Raw genomic sequence first — 16,182 nt, 5'->3', positions numbered from 1 at the left:
GCGTCATCTCGCGGCGAGCGGGTTCACGACCATCCGCGCATTGGGCAGCGCGCCGAAGGTCGACGGCGCATAGAGCGCCTCCACGCGCGTCGGCGGCAGGCCGAAGCTGCCGGCGTTGTTCAGGCGCATTGTGTATTCCACATGAAGCTTGCCCTTCGGCAGATAGTCGTAATACGCGCGATAACCGTCGAACGCGCGCTCCACGTACATCGGCCATTGGCCGCTGCTTCGCTCGCCTTGCGTGGCGGATTCCGAATCGCGGCCGAGCCCGGAACCGAGAATCGTCGCGCCGGCGGGAATCGGATCGTTGACGACGACCCACGTCATGTCGCTTTGAGCGTCGATGTCGAGACTCACGCGCACGATATCGCCACGCGAGAACGCGCCTTTCACGGCCGGTTCGACCGGCGTGATGGTCTTCGCGATCCGATAGCCGGCCGCAAGCGGCGCTTTCATATCGACGGCGGCGAGGCTCTCGATGGTCGCCCACGGTTTGCCGGTGCCTTGCTGCGTGAGCGCAAGCGAGCCGGTCGACCACGGCAGCATCACGCTGCGCGTGTTCGCGGTGCGCGTGATCGGCGTGGCGGACGCCATCGGCGCGGGCGCGGCGGCGGCCCAGTCCACCGTTTTCGACGACGCGCCGAGGCGAATGTCCGTGCTGCCCGTGACCGGCGTGCTTTCGAACACGCGCGAGAACCGCGCGACCGCGAGCGAGCCCCACAGGTTGGCCGTCGTGGTGGACCATGCGCCGTTCGTCTGCAACGCGAGCAGGCCCGCGACGAGGCGCGGCATCTCGTCCTTCCAGCCGGGCGCGTCGGCGAAGAGTAGCGCGGTGCGCGCGGCGTTGGTCTCGACGCCGGTCATGAACCACCAGAGATCGTCGTCCGACGCGGTCGAGAACGTCAGGCGCGTGCCCTGATAGGTGAGCCGTGCCCGGATGATCTGCTCGGCTTGCGCGCGCTTCACTTCGCGGTCCGGAATGCCATCGACGCGCGAGAGGATCGCGTAGTAATCGAGCACAGCGGAAGTCGGCCACTGATTCGGCGCGATGGTGATCGAATCCAGCATGCGCGGCTGCGCGACGCCATAGCGCGACAGGGCTTCGATGGCCGCGAGCTTCTCGAAGTCGAAACCGTTGCGCGGAGCCCAGAAATTGCGTTGGATCTTGCCGTCGACGACGTTCGCCAGCGCTGCCGTGAGCCTGTCGCGCAGGTCGGCGGGCAGCGCGAAGCGGCGGTCCGTTTTGGCCGCTTCGTCGGTCACGGCGAGCAGGTAGGCCGTGAGCGTCGGACTGCCGGTCGCACGGGAGTCGTCGTACGGCGGGAAGTAGTTCGCGAGGCCATCGGCATCCAGATACGTGGCCATATGCGCGAGCACCGCTTGCCATTGCGCCGCGTCCATCAGCCCGAGCGCGCGCGAAGTCTGCTGCTCGAGGCAGCTGTACGGATAGTTGAGGAACCAGCGGCGCACGCCCGGCAAGCCGTCCGCGAGCTTCGGCTGCAACGACACCGCGATGCCGCCGCGCACCGTGCCGGCAGCCGTCTTTGTAGCGTCGGCGGGCGGCGCGACGGGCACGCTCAGCGTGCCGTCGACTTGCGCGATGGTCGCCTGCTGCACCGAGACGGGAATCGCCGCGACGATGCGCTGCGTGAGCTTCACTGCATCGCTCGCCTTGCCGGTGCCTTGTTCGACGGCGCTCACGTTCCACGCGAGGCTCGCCGACGATTCCCCGCCGGGCATATCCGGCGGCGTCACATCCCATGCGACTTCCTGCGACGACTCGGCCGCGAGCGCGACGGTGCGCGAATCGAGCGCGAGCGATCCGGCGCGCGGCGTCACGAGCACGCGCATCGCGCGGGGCGTGGTATTGCGCAGCGTGAACTGAGCGCGGAACGTATCGCCGACGCGCACGAGTGGCGGCAGGCCGGAGACCAGTTGCAGGTCCTGGCCGGTCTGGATCGATGCGCTGCCCGTGCCGAAGCGGCCCGCGCCGACCGCCGCGATTGCCACGATCCGAAAGCGCGTGAGCGAATCGTTGAGCGGCACGTCGAGCGTTGCCTCGCCGTTCGCATCCAGCGTCACGCGCGGATTCCAGAGCAGCAGCGTGTCGAAAAGCTCGCGCGTCGGGCTATGGCCGCCGCCGCCGCCCGCAGGCACTGCCTTGCGCCCGAAGTGCCGCCGCCCGATGATCTCCATCTGGGCCGTCGATGTCTCCACGCCATACGCGCGCTGCTGCAGCATCGCATCGAGCACGTTCCAGCTTTGATTCGGCATGAGTTCGAGCAACGCTTCGTCGACCGCTGCGACGGCGATTTGCGTGCCAGCCGGCGCGGGCTTGCCGTCGGGCAGGGCGACTTTCACCTTCACGTGCGCCTTGCCGCGCACCGAATAAGACTTCGCGTCCGGGCTTACGCTGACCGCGAGCTTGTGCGACGCGATGCCCACCTTGATCGACGCCAGTCCATAGCGGAACGCGGGCTTCGACAGATCGACGAGCGGAGTCGGCGCCTGATACTGACGGCCTTCGTACCAGAACGCGCGCGCCCATTCGACCGGCGCCTTCCAGCCCCAGGTGAAGAACGAGTACCACGGCACGTCGCGCAAGCGGCCGCGCAGCGCGAGCACCGACACGTACACGTTCGGCCCCCACGCATCCTGCACCTTCAGATCGATGGTCGGGTCCTTGCCGTTCAGTTCGGCCACATGCGTTTCCACGATGCCTTCGCGTTCGACTGCGACGAGCGCCGTCGCCGAGCGGAACGGCATGCGCACCTGGAACCGCGCGGTCTCGCCCGGCTCGTAGCTGGTCTTTTCCGGCAACACGTCGATGCGGTCGGTGTTCTCGCCGCCGAACCACAGTTCGTCTTCGCGCGTGACCCAGACGGACGTCGTCGCGTTGGCTTCGCGGCCGTCGCCGTCTTTCGCGACGGCGATGAGATCGATATTGCCCGGCTGCTTGAGCTTCGCTTCGCACGACAGCAGGCCGTGGTCGTCGCTCTTGCCGCTGCACAGCGTGCCGAGATCGTTCGTCTCGGTGTGGTTGTCGTAGGCATAGAAGCCGCCGACCATGCGCTTGCGGGAGCTCGTCATCGCGTGGACGATGCCCTTGATCTGCATCGGCACGCCGGCGCGCGGCTTGCCTTGCAGATCGAGCGCGATGGCCTGCACCGGCACCGTGCTGCCGACCGACACCCACGAGCCCGATTTCACGCCGACCGCCACGGCGGCGGGCCAGAGCGTCGTGTTGCCGCTGATGGTCTGCACTTCGCCGTTCGGATCTGCGAAAGTGGCTTCGAGCGCGAGGCGCTTCGGTGCATCGACGGCGGGCAGCGGGGCGACCGTCAACTTGCCGACGCCGTCGCGGTCGAGCGTGACGCGCTCCTTGTCGGCGACGAGCTTCGTCGTGGCATCGCTTTGCTGCTGCTGCGCTTCGTCGTCGTCGTTCTGGTCCTCGGCGGGCGCGCTCGCGCCGTCGTTGGCCGGCTTGCGATACGGCGCGAAGCTGAAGGCGTCGTATTGCGAAGCGAAAGGCGGCGCGATGTCTTTCACGAGCGCCGACACCGCGACCGGCACCTTCGACGCCGCGCCGCCCTGCACGTATTCGAGCCGCACCGAGACGGGCGCTTCGCGCGCCGCGATCAGTCCGGCCGACTTGCTGTCGCCGGCAGAAATCGAGCCTTTGAACACCGGCAGCCGGAATTCCTCGACGCGGAAGCTCCCGGTTTCGTAGGACTCCGTGACGCGGGCGTCGTCGTCATCGCTCGTGCCTTGGGCGGTGCCGTCGTCGAGCGAGACGCTGTACTCGCCGAGTTTAGCCGCCGTCGGCACAGTAAAGGTGGAGTCGGCGCTGTGATCGGCGGCCCACGTCAGCGGCAGATGCCACGTCTGTCCGCTGCCGACATGGCGAATCGTCACGCGCGTCGGATAACGCTTCGGAAAGGCGAGGCCGCCGAGCGTCTCGACGCGCATGAGGTGCTTCATCGACACGGTTTCGCCTGCGCGCAGCAGCGTGCGGTCGAACACCGTGTGCGCGCGGGTGGTCCGCGTGCTGCTCATGTCCGTTGGGACGTTGAAGCGCCACGATTCGATGCCGCGGTTCCAGTCCGACATCACGAAGGCCATGTCGGGACCGGTCGCGGGATCACTGACGCGTGCCGAGACGAAGAAGCCGCCGTAGGCGAGGCTAGTTCCGTTGCACTCGTGCAGCGGCGCGAGCGACTTGCCGATTCTCGCGATGCCTTCTCCATCGGTGACGCCGGCGGCGACCTGTTCGCCGTTGCAGTCGGTCACGCGCACTTGCGCGTTCGGCACGGGCTTGCCCTTGTCGAGCGTCGTGACCCACACGAGGCTGTTCTCGCGCCCCTGCTTCAGATGCACGCCGAGGTTCGTGACGAGCACGGAGGTGCGCACGTACATCGCCTGATGCTTCGCCATCAGCGATGCGCCAAGCGCGGGCGACGCCAGTTCGACCACATAAAAGCCGGGTTTGCTAAGCGGAATGCCGACGACTTCGAACGGCCGCAGCGCCTTCGGATCGGCCGCCGGCAGCGTCAGCGTCTCGACGCCCGCGTGCTTGCTCAGAAGCGAGAGCGAGCGCGCGTCGAAGTACACACCGTCTGTCGTGTTCGTGACGATCGGCGCGATGCCGTTGGTCAACGCATGCGGCGCGAGCGATTCCACGGTTCTTCGATTGATCGACATACCGCCGAATGCTTCGACGGTTTTCATCCATTGACGGATGTCCGTGTCCGCATCGACCCGGAGGCTCGTGATCTTCGACGTGCCCGAATTCAGCCCTTGCACATGCAGATCCGCTTCGACATGACGCAGCGTGACGGGCAGCATCGCGGGCATGTTCGGTTCCGCGAAGCGTTCGATGATGCCGAACTCGCCCGAAGAGAACTTCGCGAGCGGCGGCATCGGCGCGGTCTGCGTTTTGAGCGGGAAGAAATCCGCGTTGGCGAGCTTGCGGCCGCTCACGTCTTTCAGATCGGCGGGCGCTTCGATCGTGAGGCTCGCGCGCTCGGGCAGCGGCGCGGCGAATTCCACGCCGCTCACTTCGTCGTCCTTGTTGTCGGGATCGAAGTGCGGCGCGGCGGTGCCCTTCGGTCCGCGCAGAACGAACTTCTGCGCGTCGGTGCGGCTGATCGGCGCGGTGAAGGTGACGCGCAGCGGCCGCAGCGGCGTACACGGCGCCTGCGCGTTCTCGCGCTCGCACGTGAAGCCTGCCTTGAACGGCTCGCGCACCTTGAACTCGAAGCGCCGCTCGGCATCGTTCGGAATGCCGCTCGGTCCCGTCACGCCGACGCCGTAGACGAGCTGCATCTTGGTCGCGGAGGGCAGCGTCTGCTGGCAAGCGAGCGTCAGAACGCGGTCGCTTTCTTTCTCGTAGTGGAATTGTTTGAGGATCGCGCCGCGCGTGGCGGAGTCGAGCATGCGCACCGGGATGCGATTGCCGATTGCGCTCGATTCGCACCACACATGATCGAGCACGGAAGCCTGTGTCGCCGGACCGTTTAGCCGCAACACGAACGCCTGGTCTTCCTCGATGTCGCCGTAGTCCGGTTGAATGGCCGTCACGAACGGCCCGCCGGTCTCGAACGTGAAGTGGCTCGGCCCCGCGAGCGCGTTGCCTGCGGCGGATTTCAGGCCGGCGTCGAGGTCAATCGAGCAGCGCACGCCGGGCGGCAGATCGGCGGCGAAATCGAAGGCCCACGTTTTCTGGTCGATCCAGCGGGCGCTGCCCGCGGTGGCCGACGCCGGCGCGCCGCTACACGCGATCTTGCCGGGCGCCGCCGCGGCGGGATTGCCGAACGCGGTCATCGGTTCGTCGAACTTGACGACGACTTGTCTCGCCTGCGTGACCTTGCCTTGGGGCGAGACGCTGGCGGCGCGCGCGGCATCGGCACGATGCACGGCGGCGCTCAGGCCAAGCGCTGCCAGCACGGTGGTTGCGGCCAGGATCCATTTTTGTGTGTTCGTAACGCGGCTCATCCACTCGCTCCGAGATTCCTCGGGCGGGATTTTACGGGACTCCTACCGAATTCCGTCTATGCGGCACGGCCATCGACGCTTTTCGACGCTTTCTCCCGCTTTTGATGACACGCGCTCGCTCAGTCCGCGTCCACCGTATCGAGATGCCGCACGCTCACGCGCCGCCAGTAGAGGAACAGTCCGACGCCCGCCACGCCGAGGCTCAGCGAATTGGCGATCCAGAATCCGCGCGCGCCTTGCAGCCACGCGGGCACCGCGCCGCCGACATCGAAGCCCAGCAGATAACCGCCGCCGAGCCCGATGCCCCACAGCGCGATGGCATAAATCACGGTAGGCACCAGCGTCACCTTGTACGCGCGCAGTATGAACGCGGTGGTGATCTGCAGCGCGTCGCAGAGGTGATAGAAGACGATGATGAGCACGAGCGGCATCGCGGCCGCGATGACGTTCGCATCGGGCGTATAGGCCGCGATGATGTGCGGCCGCGCGGCGAGCAGGATCACGCCGTACACGCACGCCAGCACGCACGCCATGCCGATGCCGTGCCGCGAGATCGACGCGGCGTCGTCGAAGCGCCGCGCGCCGAGCGCCTGCGAAACCAGCGTGGACGAGGCAATGCCGATGGCAAGCGGCGTCATGTAGAGCACCGCGCCGAGGTTGCCCGCGATCTGATGGCCCGCGAGCGTCGTCGTGCCGAAGCGCGAGATGAAGAGCGCCATGAACGTGTACGACGTCACTTCGATCAGATAGGAAAGCCCCATCGGAATGCCGAGCCGCAAGAGCGCGACTTGCCGCCTGAATGCGGGCCACGAAAAGCGCGAGAAGATGCCGAACGGGCGGAAGAACTCGAACTTCACGAGCACCGTCATGCCGACCGCCGCCAGCACCCAGTTGATGAGCGTGCTCGCGAGCGCGCAGCCGGGGCCGCCGAGCGCCGGCACGCCCGCGCCGCCGAAGATGAACCACGTATTGAGCGGAAACTTGAGAATCAGGCCGCCGACTTGCAGAAACATCACGAGCCGCGGCTTGCCGACCGCGTTGGTCAGTGAACTGTAGACGCGAAACGCAAGGCTCGCGGGCAAGCCGAACGACAAGATGCGCAGATACTGCACCGTGCGTTCGTGCAGCGCGGGCGGCGCCTTAGCAAGACTCAGAAGCGGCTCGGGAAAGAAGAGCAGCACGAAGCCGATCACCGTCAGCGCCACCGCGAGCCACAGCGCCTGGCGCGTCTCCTCGCCGATCTCGCTCTCGCGTCCCGCGCCGAAAAGCTGCCCGGCAATCGGCTGAAGCGCGACGAGAATGCCCGTCAGGCCGATGTAGATGGAGATATAGACCGACGAGCCGAGACCGAGCGCGGCGAGGTCGGTGGCGGAGAAGCGGCCGACCATCGCGGTGTCGATCACGCCGAACGCGATCACCGCGAGTTGCCCGATCAGCACCGGCCACGCGAGCGCCGCGATGGTTCGCACGTCGCGCCACATGCCGGCCTGGCCGTTCGGGATCGAGAGCTTGGGAAGCATGGCCTTACTGCGTTCGGCGCAGCGTGCGCGGGCGCAACGGCTTCTTCGCCGGCGGCGCGGGGCGCTGGATGCGCACGTAGAGGCGGAAGCGTTCGTCGCGGTCGGCGGCGCGGCGGCCTTCCCACACGAGCTTCCACTGGAACGTCGAGATGGAGGGCGGATCGCCGTAATCGGCGCGGTCCTGTCGGAGGATCACATCGCAATCTTCGTCGAACGCGAAATGCATGCCGCCGAAATAGGCGAAGGTCGCGATCTGCGCATCGCCGAGACGCACAGGCGAGATGCACGTGTAGTCGGGCGGAAGATGATCGGCGATCTGCTCCGCCACGTCGCGATACGTGCGGCTGTAGTTGACGACCGGCAGCCAAAGCGTCATGAGCAGCACCCACATCAGCGTGGTGCCCGCGCTCGACAACACGACGCTGCGCCACAGCACCTTCGGATGCCGCGCAAGCCGCCAGCGAGCGAGCAGGAACCAGCAGACCGTCACCGCCACCGCGCACACGAAGGAAATGAGCTTGAACTCGGGATGAAAGCCCGGCACGAGACGCGCGAGGTTGCGCGCCATCGGCGCCGGGAAGCCGATCATGCCCGCCGTCCACACGAGCCACACCAGCGAGCCGATGATCGTGAAGCTGAGCATTGCGAACCAGTCGATCGCGTTGATCGCGCCGCGCTTGAGCGTCGGCAGCGCGAACGTCGCGAGCACGGAAAGCGGCGGCAAGAGCAGCAGGAAGAGGCGGTTGGTCTCGTGCGCCTGCAACACGACGAGCACCAGCAGCGGCCCAATGATCGACAACGGCACCGCCACGTGCGGCGAGCGGCGCATGCCGCCCCAGCTCACGAACGCCCAGATCGCGAGCGGCCACGCGGGCCACGCGAAGAGCGGCAGGTTCTTCATCGCGTAGCCGAACACGAGCGATGGCGGCCCGGAGAACGTATAGAAGCTCGTGCGCCACCATTGGCGCAGCCACCACTCGCCGTCGTCGGGAAAGAAGTGCAGCGTCGGCAACACCCATGCGGCGATCAGCACGACGGCGACCGGCAGGCCGTAGATCAGCAAGGGCGCGGCGCGCACCTGACGCACGATGATGGTCATGGCGAGCGTGCAGAGCAGCAGCGCGAAGACGAGCACCGGCGAGCTCGACAGCCCGACGACGCCGATCGCCGCGCCCCACACGAGCGCGCCGTGTACCGGCTTGTCGAGGCTGCGCACGAGGCCGTAGATGAGCATGGCCGTGCCGGCGAACTGCGCGAGCTGCGGCGTGGTTTCGTGGCCGCGCTCGGCCAGGCCGAAGCACGCGAGCAAAATCAGGAGCGCGCCGTCGGCGAGGGTGCGGCCATAGTCGCGCGGTTCCGGCTCGCCGCCGAACGCGTACTTGAACGGCTGCGCTTCTTCGCGGCGGCCGAGCAGATACGTCGAATACCAGACGAACGCGCACGCGAGACAGAAGAGCAGGCCCGTCACGACGCGCGACGCGTTGCTCGCATCGACCCACGGGCTCAGGAGGCGAATGAACGTCGCGCCGAGCCAGTACATCAGCGGTCCGTCGGCGGTCGGCGCCTTGCCGAGCAGATTCGGCAGGAGCCAGTCGCGGGCGTCGCCGTTGGCCATCGTCCACATCACGCCGAAGCCCGCTGCGTCTTCGTTCTTCCAGGGATCGCGGCCAAAGAGGCCGAACGACGCATACGTGATGCAGATGGCGAGCAGGAGCCAGCGCGGCAGGGCGCTGGTGGCGGAGGCGGTCAGACGAACGACAGATCGCATGCGAGAAGGCTTGATGGAGAGACGGACCGCCGACAGGCGTGTGCAAAAAGCGCGGCGGGGCCGGAGCATCCGGCATTGTAGTCGGGCAGCGGCTTCTGTAGCGTCTTGCCGCGTCGGCATGTAACCGCGCGCAACGACGCTCGCCGAAGACGCGACGACAGATGCAGCGACAGCAGGCGCAGGGACAAAAAAGGGCAGCCAAAGCTGCCCTTTTTGCTGAACCCTGAAGTCCGACTTACTTCTTGGTGGAGAAGCGCGCGAACTTGTTGTTGAACTTCTCGACGCGGCCGGCCGTGTCCATGATCTTCTGCTGGCCGGTGTAGAACGGGTGCGATTCCGACGACACTTCGATCTTCGCGAGCGGGTACGTCTTGCCGTTGTACTCGGCGGTTTCGCGCGTCTGGATGGTCGAGCGGGTCACGAACTTGAAGTCGTTCGACATGTCGACGAACAGGACTTCGCGGTAATCCGGGTGAATGCCTTCTTTCATGATGTTTCCTGGTATCTGGCGGTAGCCAACCCGCTGCACCGTTCACGGTGGCTTTAGCGAGTCACTTGCCTGGGGGTCGAAAAACGAAGATTATGCCAGAAAATCAGTCGGTTGATACTTTTTCCGAGACGTTTGCACGACTCAGTGCGCAGAACTCAACCCGCCAGCGCGCCCACGTTCGCCGGGTCCTGGCGGTAATAACGCGCGAGCAGCCGATACAACTCGGGATACTCGGCCTCGAAAGCCTGCGGCGTGACGAAGAGCGCCTCGCTGCAAACCGCGAAGAATTCCGACGGATGGTCCGCCGCATACGGATCGATCAGCGATTCTCGCTCGAAGCGCGCCCAGCGGCGCTTCGGCACCGCGTCCACGCGCGCGCAGAACTGGTCGTAGGCGTTGTCGAACACGTCGGACCACGCGGCATGGTCGAGCGGCGCGTGCCAGCGTCGAAAGAGCGGCGGATGCCCGTTAGCCTCGCCGTTCACCATGTCGATCTTGTGCGCGAACTCGTGAATCACGACGTTGTACGCGTCCGAGCCGTCCGCCATCTGCGCGTCCTCCCACGAGAGCACGACCGGGCCGCCTTCCCACGCCTCGCCGCTCGCGTCGTGCTCGATCTCATGCACCACGCCGGCTTCGTCCTCCACGGTCTTCTTGATCACGAACTCGCCCGGATAGACGATCACGCCGACCCAGCCGTCGTACAGATCGAGGCTCAGGTTGAGCACCGGCAGGCACGCCTGCGCGGCGATCGCGACGATCATGTCGTCGGTCAGTTCCAGTTCGTGCGCGGTGGAAAACGACTTCTGCGCGATGAACAGGCTCGTCAGCTCGCGCAGGCGGTCGCGGTCGGGCGCGCTCAAGTGGCCGAAAAACGGGAAGGCGTCGAGCGTGCGCTGCCAGAGGGCGTCGTCGATGGCGTACTTGCGCAGCGCGCGCTCGCGGCGTTGCGCGCCGAACCAGCGGGTGAAGAGGTTGGGCATCGGTCGGTCGAGTGGTGCACGGGATCGCGCAGGAACAGACGGGATTGTACGGATGCGAGCCCGACGGCATCGTGACCGGGCGCCCACGCGCCAATGAAAAAAACCGCCTGACGATGCAGGCGGTTCCTTGAAAGCGCGAAACAGGACGGAGAATCAACCCCCGCCGCGACGCATCAGGTCGAAGAACTCGGAGTTGCTCTTCGTCTGACGGATCTTGTCGAGCAGAAATTCCATGGCTTCGACTTCGTCCATGTCGTGAATGAACTTGCGCAGCACCCAGACCTTTTGCAGCAGATCCGGCTTGATGAGCAGTTCTTCGCGGCGCGTGCCCGACTTGTTCAGGTTGATCGACGGATACACGCGCTTTTCCGCGAGACGGCGCTCGAGGTGCACTTCCATGTTGCCGGTGCCCTTGAACTCTTCGTAGATCACGTCGTCCATGCGGCTGCCGGTTTCGATCAGCGCCGTGCCAATGATGGTGAGCGACCCGCCTTCCTCGATATTGCGCGCCGCGCCGAAGAAACGCTTCGGACGCTGCAGCGCGTTGGCATCGACACCGCCCGTCAGCACCTTGCCCGATGCCGGCACGACCGTGTTGTAGGCGCGCGCGAGACGCGTGATGGAGTCGAGCAGAATCACGACGTCATGCTTCATTTCGACGAGGCGCTTCGCCTTCTCGATGACCATCTCGGCCACCTGCACGTGACGCGCGGCGGGTTCGTCGAAGGTCGAGGCGATCACTTCGCCCGCGACCGAGCGCTGCATTTCGGTGACTTCTTCGGGACGCTCGTCGATCAGGAGCACGAACAGGACGACATCCGGATGATTGGCCTTCACCGCATGCGCGATGTGCTGAAGCATCACGGTCTTGCCCGACTTCGGCGACGCGACGAGCAGGCCGCGTTGGCCCTTGCCGATCGGCGCGATCATGTCGATGATGCGGCCGGTCACGTTCTCTTCGCCGCGCATTTCGCGTTCGAGCGGCAGCGGCTTATTCGGATGCAGCGGCGTGAGGTTCTCGAACATGATCTTGTGTTTCGAGGCCTCGGGCGGCTGCCCGTTGACTTTGTCGACCTTCACCAGCGCGAAATAGCGCTCGCCGTCTTTCGGCGTACGGACTTCGCCTTCGATGGTGTCGCCGGTATGCAGGTTGAAACGGCGGATCTGCGACGGGCTGATATAGATATCGTCCGTACTCGCGAGATACGAAGTCTCGGGCGAGCGCAGAAACCCGAAGCCGTCGGGCAGCACTTCGAGCGTGCCGTCGCCGAAAATCGTGTCGCCAGCCTTGGCGCGCTTTTTAAGAATCGCGAACATCAATTCCTGCTTGCGCAGGCGGTTCGCGTTTTCGATCTCCAGGCCATTGGCCATCTCGATCAGTGCAGACACGTGCTGAGACTTGAGCTCGGATAAATGCATACGGATTTCCCGCCGGGGAGAAGAGGTGCGACAGAAAGATTTGGGGAAGAGGTGAGCGGAACCGCTCTAGACTTAATACTGCTAGTTAATACTTCTTGAAGTCTTGTGATTCTAGCATAGCACACGCCGCGCAAGCCTCGGATAGGCCGGGGACGGGGCTTTTCGGCCGATGTTGTCGTGCGACAACATCGGCTCTCGCGCTTTTCATTCGAATCGCGCGGAATCGCGCAAAACCGCGCAGAGCGGGCGTCGATGAAAGCCGACGCCCGCCTGTGGTGCAGTTACAGGTTGCTGTCGAGAAATGCGGTCAGTTGCGACTTCGACAAGGCGCCGACCTTTTGCGCGGCGACCGCGCCGTTCTTGAACAGGATCAGCGTGGGAATGCCGCGCACGCCGAACTTGACCGGCGTCGACTGGTGCTCGTCCACATTGATCTTCGCAATCTGCAGGCGATCGCCGTAATCCTTCGCGACTTCGTCGAGGATCGGGGCAATCATCTTGCACGGACCGCACCACTCGGCCCAGAAGTCGAGCAGGACAGGTTTATCCGACTTGACGACGTCCTGTTCGAAAGAAGCGTCGCTGATGTGCTTGATTGATTCGCTCATTGTCTGAATACCTCTATTGATTCGAGGCCCGCGTTGGAATGCTCGCCACGATACACGAAAACTGGAAAAGGATTTCGCCGCTCATTTTGCCGCTGAATCGACAGCTCATGAGCGAACGAATGTCCCGCCACCGCGCCCGCCGATTCGAGCTCGAGCACGCACGGTCACAGGTAAGTCACATGCCATCTTAGCCTACTTTGCTATCCGTTGCCCGTGCCCGATAGCGACGATCTGAGGGCGAAAGCACGAAGCACAAGAGCACGGTCGCGCTTTGCAGCGAGGTTCGCGGCGAGCCTTCCGGGCGGCGCGCGGTGCGTGATACAATTCGTCGTGACGGGCCTCCTCGCATGGTGGCGCGGTCAACCTGGTCAGGTCGGGAACGAAGCAGCCACAGCCGCTTTCCACCAGTGCCGAGGGTCGGGCTCGTCACCTTCCGCTTTTCTTCTTGTCTTCTCCCCAGATTTCCCGGTTTTTCCAGTGCGGCGACAGCCTCGCTCGACGCTTGCCGCGTCCCGCTCTCGCGCGTTTGCCGCAAGTCGTTGCTGATACAATTTCGCGCATGACCTATCAAGTTCTCGCACGCAAATGGCGGCCGAAATCGTTCGAGTCGCTCGTCGGCCAGGAGCATGTCGTTCGCGCGCTCACGCACGCGCTCGACGGCGGCCGTCTGCATCACGCCTATCTGTTCACGGGCACGCGCGGCGTCGGCAAGACGACGCTTTCGCGCATCTTCGCGAAGGCGCTCAATTGCGAGACCGGCGTGAGCTCGAAGCCGTGCGGCGTGTGCCGCGCGTGCCGGGAAATCGACGAAGGCCGCTTTGTCGACTATGTGGAGATGGATGCGGCGAGCAATCGCGGCGTCGATGAAATGGCCGCGCTTCTGGAGCGCGCGGTGTATGCGCCGGTCGATGCGCGCTTCAAGGTCTATATGATCGACGAAGTGCACATGCTCACCAACCACGCGTTCAACGCCATGCTGAAGACGCTGGAAGAGCCGCCGCCGCACGTCAAGTTCATTCTTGCCACCACCGATCCGCAGAAGATTCCGGTGACGGTGCTCTCGCGCTGCCTTCAGTTCAACCTGAAACAGATGCCGGCGGGGCATATCGTCTCGCATCTCGAGCACATTCTCGGCGAAGAGCACATCGCGTTCGAGCCGCAGGCGCTGCGGCTATTGTCGCGCGCGGCGGACGGCAGCATGCGCGACGCGCTTTCGCTGACCGATCAGGCTATCGCCTATTCGGCGAATCAGGTGACCGAGGAAGCCGTGCGCGGCATGCTCGGCGCGCTCGATCAAAGCTATCTGATCCGTCTGATCGACGCGCTCGCCGCCGGCGACGGCGCGGGGGTGCTCGCCATCGCGGACGAAATGGCGCTGCGCAGCCTGTCGTTTTCGACCGCGCTGCAGGATCTGGCGAGCCTGCTCCACAGAATCGCGTGGGCGCAGTTCGCGCCGTCGTCGGTGTTGGACGAGTGGCCCGAAGCCGAAGATATCCGCCGCTTCGCGGACGCGCTGTCCGCTGAGCAGGTGCAGTTGTTCTATCAGATCGCGACGGTAGGCCGAAGCGAGTTGGGCCTCGCGCCGGACGAATACGCGGGCTTCACCATGACGCTGCTGCGCATGCTGGCGTTCGAGCCCGCGGGCGGGCCGGGCGGTGGTGGCGGCGGCCTCGCGGTGAACGCGCCGCAAGCGACGAAGCCGCAGCGCAGCGCGGCGCTCGCCGGCGCGATGGCCGAACGCGCGGTGGCGCCCGCGCCGGTTGCCGCGAAAGCGGCGAGCGGGGCATCTGCGGCGACGGACGAGCCGCACGCGCAGGGCCGTGATCGGAGCGGTGTTTCTCCGGCGCACGCGTCGACTTCTAGTGACGAGGCGTCCGCGACGAACGTCGAACGCGCGGGTGCGTCGCGCGTTGCCGCGACTCGCCCGGAAGACAAAGCCGCCGATGTCGGCAACGCTCCGGCAGCCGCGTCGCTCGTGTCTGCGATTCGGCCGAAAGACGAAGCTGCCGATGTGGGCGATGCGCCACCAGCAGCATCGACCGTGTCGGCGACTCGCTCGGAAGCCAAAGCCGGCGAGAGAGAGAGAGCACTGCCAGCCGCGTCGCGCGTCTTTGCGAATCGGCTGGAAAACAAAGCTGCCGATGCGGGCGATGCGGCACCAGCAGCGTCGACCGTGTCCGCCACTCGCTTGGAAGACAAGCCCGGCGAGAGAGACAGCGCACTGCCAGCCGCGTCGCGCGTCTCCGCGATTCGGCCGGAAGACAAAGCCACCGATGTGGGCGATGCGCCACCAGCAGCGTCGCGCGCTTCCGGGAGTGAGCCAGAAGGCGAAGCTACCGATGTGGGCAATGCGCCACTAGCCGCGTCGCTGACGTCGGCAACGCGGCCGGAAGACAAAGCCGCCAACGAGCCGCCAGCCGCGCCCGCGCCGCTTACCGCGGCCGCGCGACAGACGGTGGACGCTGCTGCATCCGTGGAATCTCCCGCAAATTCCCGCGCCGGAAGCGGAGCTAGCGCCGCGCTCGAGGTGCTGCGCAGCGCAGGCATGCGGCTGTCGTCGGATCGTCCGGGGCGCGGATCGGCGGTGCAGGCGACCGCGCCGGCCGCTGTGCCCAAGCCCGTTGCCAAGCCCACTGTGAAAGTCCAAGTTCCGGAGCCGCGCCGTCCGGCGGTTCAAGCGGCATCCGCGTCGACACCGGCGTCGGCACCGGTAGCCACGTCCGAGCCGCAAGCCAAACCCGCCGCGAAAGTCATCCCGCCGTGGGAGGATATGCCGCCGGACGACTACGCGCCGGCATCGTCGGAAGATGCGTATTTCATGCCGCCCGACGACGGTTATATTCCCGCGTTCGACAACGGCCCCGACGACATGCGCTTTGGCAGCGAACCCGCGCCGAAGCCAGTCCCGAAGGCCGACACCGCGCCGTTGCCGCCCGCCGTGCCGCTCGATGCGCTCGGCGTCGACATGGAATGGCCCGCGCTCGCTGTCGATCTGCCGCTCAAAGGCGTCGCGTATCAGCTCGCGTTCAACAGCGAACTGACCGCTTGCGACGCCAATTCGGTCACGCTCACCGTCGCCGTGCCGATGTACAAGGACGCGGGCCACGTCGCGAAGCTCAAGAGCGCGCTCGCGGAGAAGCTCGGCCGCGCCGTCGAAGTCAATGTGAGCGTCGGTCCCGCGCGCCGCACGGCCGCCGCGCTCGACGCAGCCGAACGCGCGAAGAAGCAGCAGGAGGCCGAGCAGGAAATCCAGCGCGATCCGTTCGTGCAGTCGCTCATCCGCGATTTCGGCGCGAGCATCGTGCAAGGCTCGATCAGACCGCTGGCCGCATCGGGCGGACATACGCCGGGCGCATCCGCCTGACGGGCACGGTACAGTAAGCAGCAAGACACGCCGCAC

The 16,182-nt window shown here is 65.7% G+C and carries 8 protein-coding genes and 1 other RNA gene; 2 read left to right on the top strand and 7 right to left on the bottom strand.

The features are described from left to right. Window positions 1-3: 3 nt before the first annotated feature. The 7 genes from JYK05_RS07305 to trxA form a co-directional block, all read right to left on the bottom strand. A complete protein-coding gene (locus JYK05_RS07305; protein WP_206466517.1) occupies window positions 4-5,994 on the bottom strand; it encodes an Ig-like domain-containing alpha-2-macroglobulin family protein in 5,991 nt (1,996 codons plus the stop codon). 119 nt (window positions 5,995-6,113) lie between these two features. After that, on the bottom strand, window positions 6,114-7,475 hold the full coding sequence (locus JYK05_RS07300) for an MATE family efflux transporter (protein WP_206468241.1): 1,362 nt from the start codon (window positions 7,473-7,475) through the stop codon (window positions 6,114-6,116). A 43-nt stretch (window positions 7,476-7,518) separates the two neighbouring features. Then, entirely contained in the window at window positions 7,519-9,282 is a 1,764-nt protein-coding gene (locus JYK05_RS07295) for a glycosyltransferase family 39 protein (protein ID WP_206466516.1), read from the bottom strand. Between the two features lie 235 nt (window positions 9,283-9,517). Then, on the bottom strand, window positions 9,518-9,772 hold the full coding sequence (locus JYK05_RS07290; RefSeq protein ID WP_175940459.1) for a type B 50S ribosomal protein L31: 255 nt from the start codon (window positions 9,770-9,772) through the stop codon (window positions 9,518-9,520). Between the two features lie 155 nt (window positions 9,773-9,927). Beyond that, window positions 9,928-10,755, bottom strand: coding sequence for a zinc-dependent peptidase (locus JYK05_RS07285; protein ID WP_175940458.1), 828 nt, complete (start codon window positions 10,753-10,755; stop codon window positions 9,928-9,930). A gap of 153 nt (window positions 10,756-10,908) precedes the next feature. Further along, window positions 10,909-12,174 carry a transcription termination factor Rho gene (gene rho / locus JYK05_RS07280; protein WP_159836362.1) on the bottom strand — a complete coding sequence of 422 codons (1,266 nt, stop codon included), beginning with the start codon at window positions 12,172-12,174 and terminating at the stop codon, window positions 10,909-10,911. A 281-nt stretch (window positions 12,175-12,455) separates the two neighbouring features. Beyond that, entirely contained in the window at window positions 12,456-12,782 is a 327-nt protein-coding gene (gene trxA, locus JYK05_RS07275) for a thioredoxin TrxA (protein ID WP_008349330.1), read from the bottom strand. Window positions 12,783-13,114: 332 nt separating this feature from the next. Here trxA and ffs point away from each other — a divergent pair. Together ffs and dnaX are read left to right on the top strand one after the other, a co-directional pair. Then, an RNA gene (ffs, locus tag JYK05_RS07270) (signal recognition particle sRNA small type) lies at window positions 13,115-13,213 on the top strand. 128 nt (window positions 13,214-13,341) lie between these two features. Next, window positions 13,342-16,146, top strand: a complete 2,805-nt coding sequence (dnaX, locus tag JYK05_RS07265) for a DNA polymerase III subunit gamma/tau (RefSeq protein ID WP_175940457.1) — start codon at window positions 13,342-13,344, stop codon at window positions 16,144-16,146. Window positions 16,147-16,182 lie beyond the last annotated feature (36 nt).

Origin of the sequence: Caballeronia sp. M1242 (assembly GCF_017220215.1) — a bacterium.
GTDB lineage: Bacteria > Pseudomonadota > Gammaproteobacteria > Burkholderiales > Burkholderiaceae > Caballeronia.
This window is presented reverse-complemented; position numbering and strand designations above follow the sequence as displayed.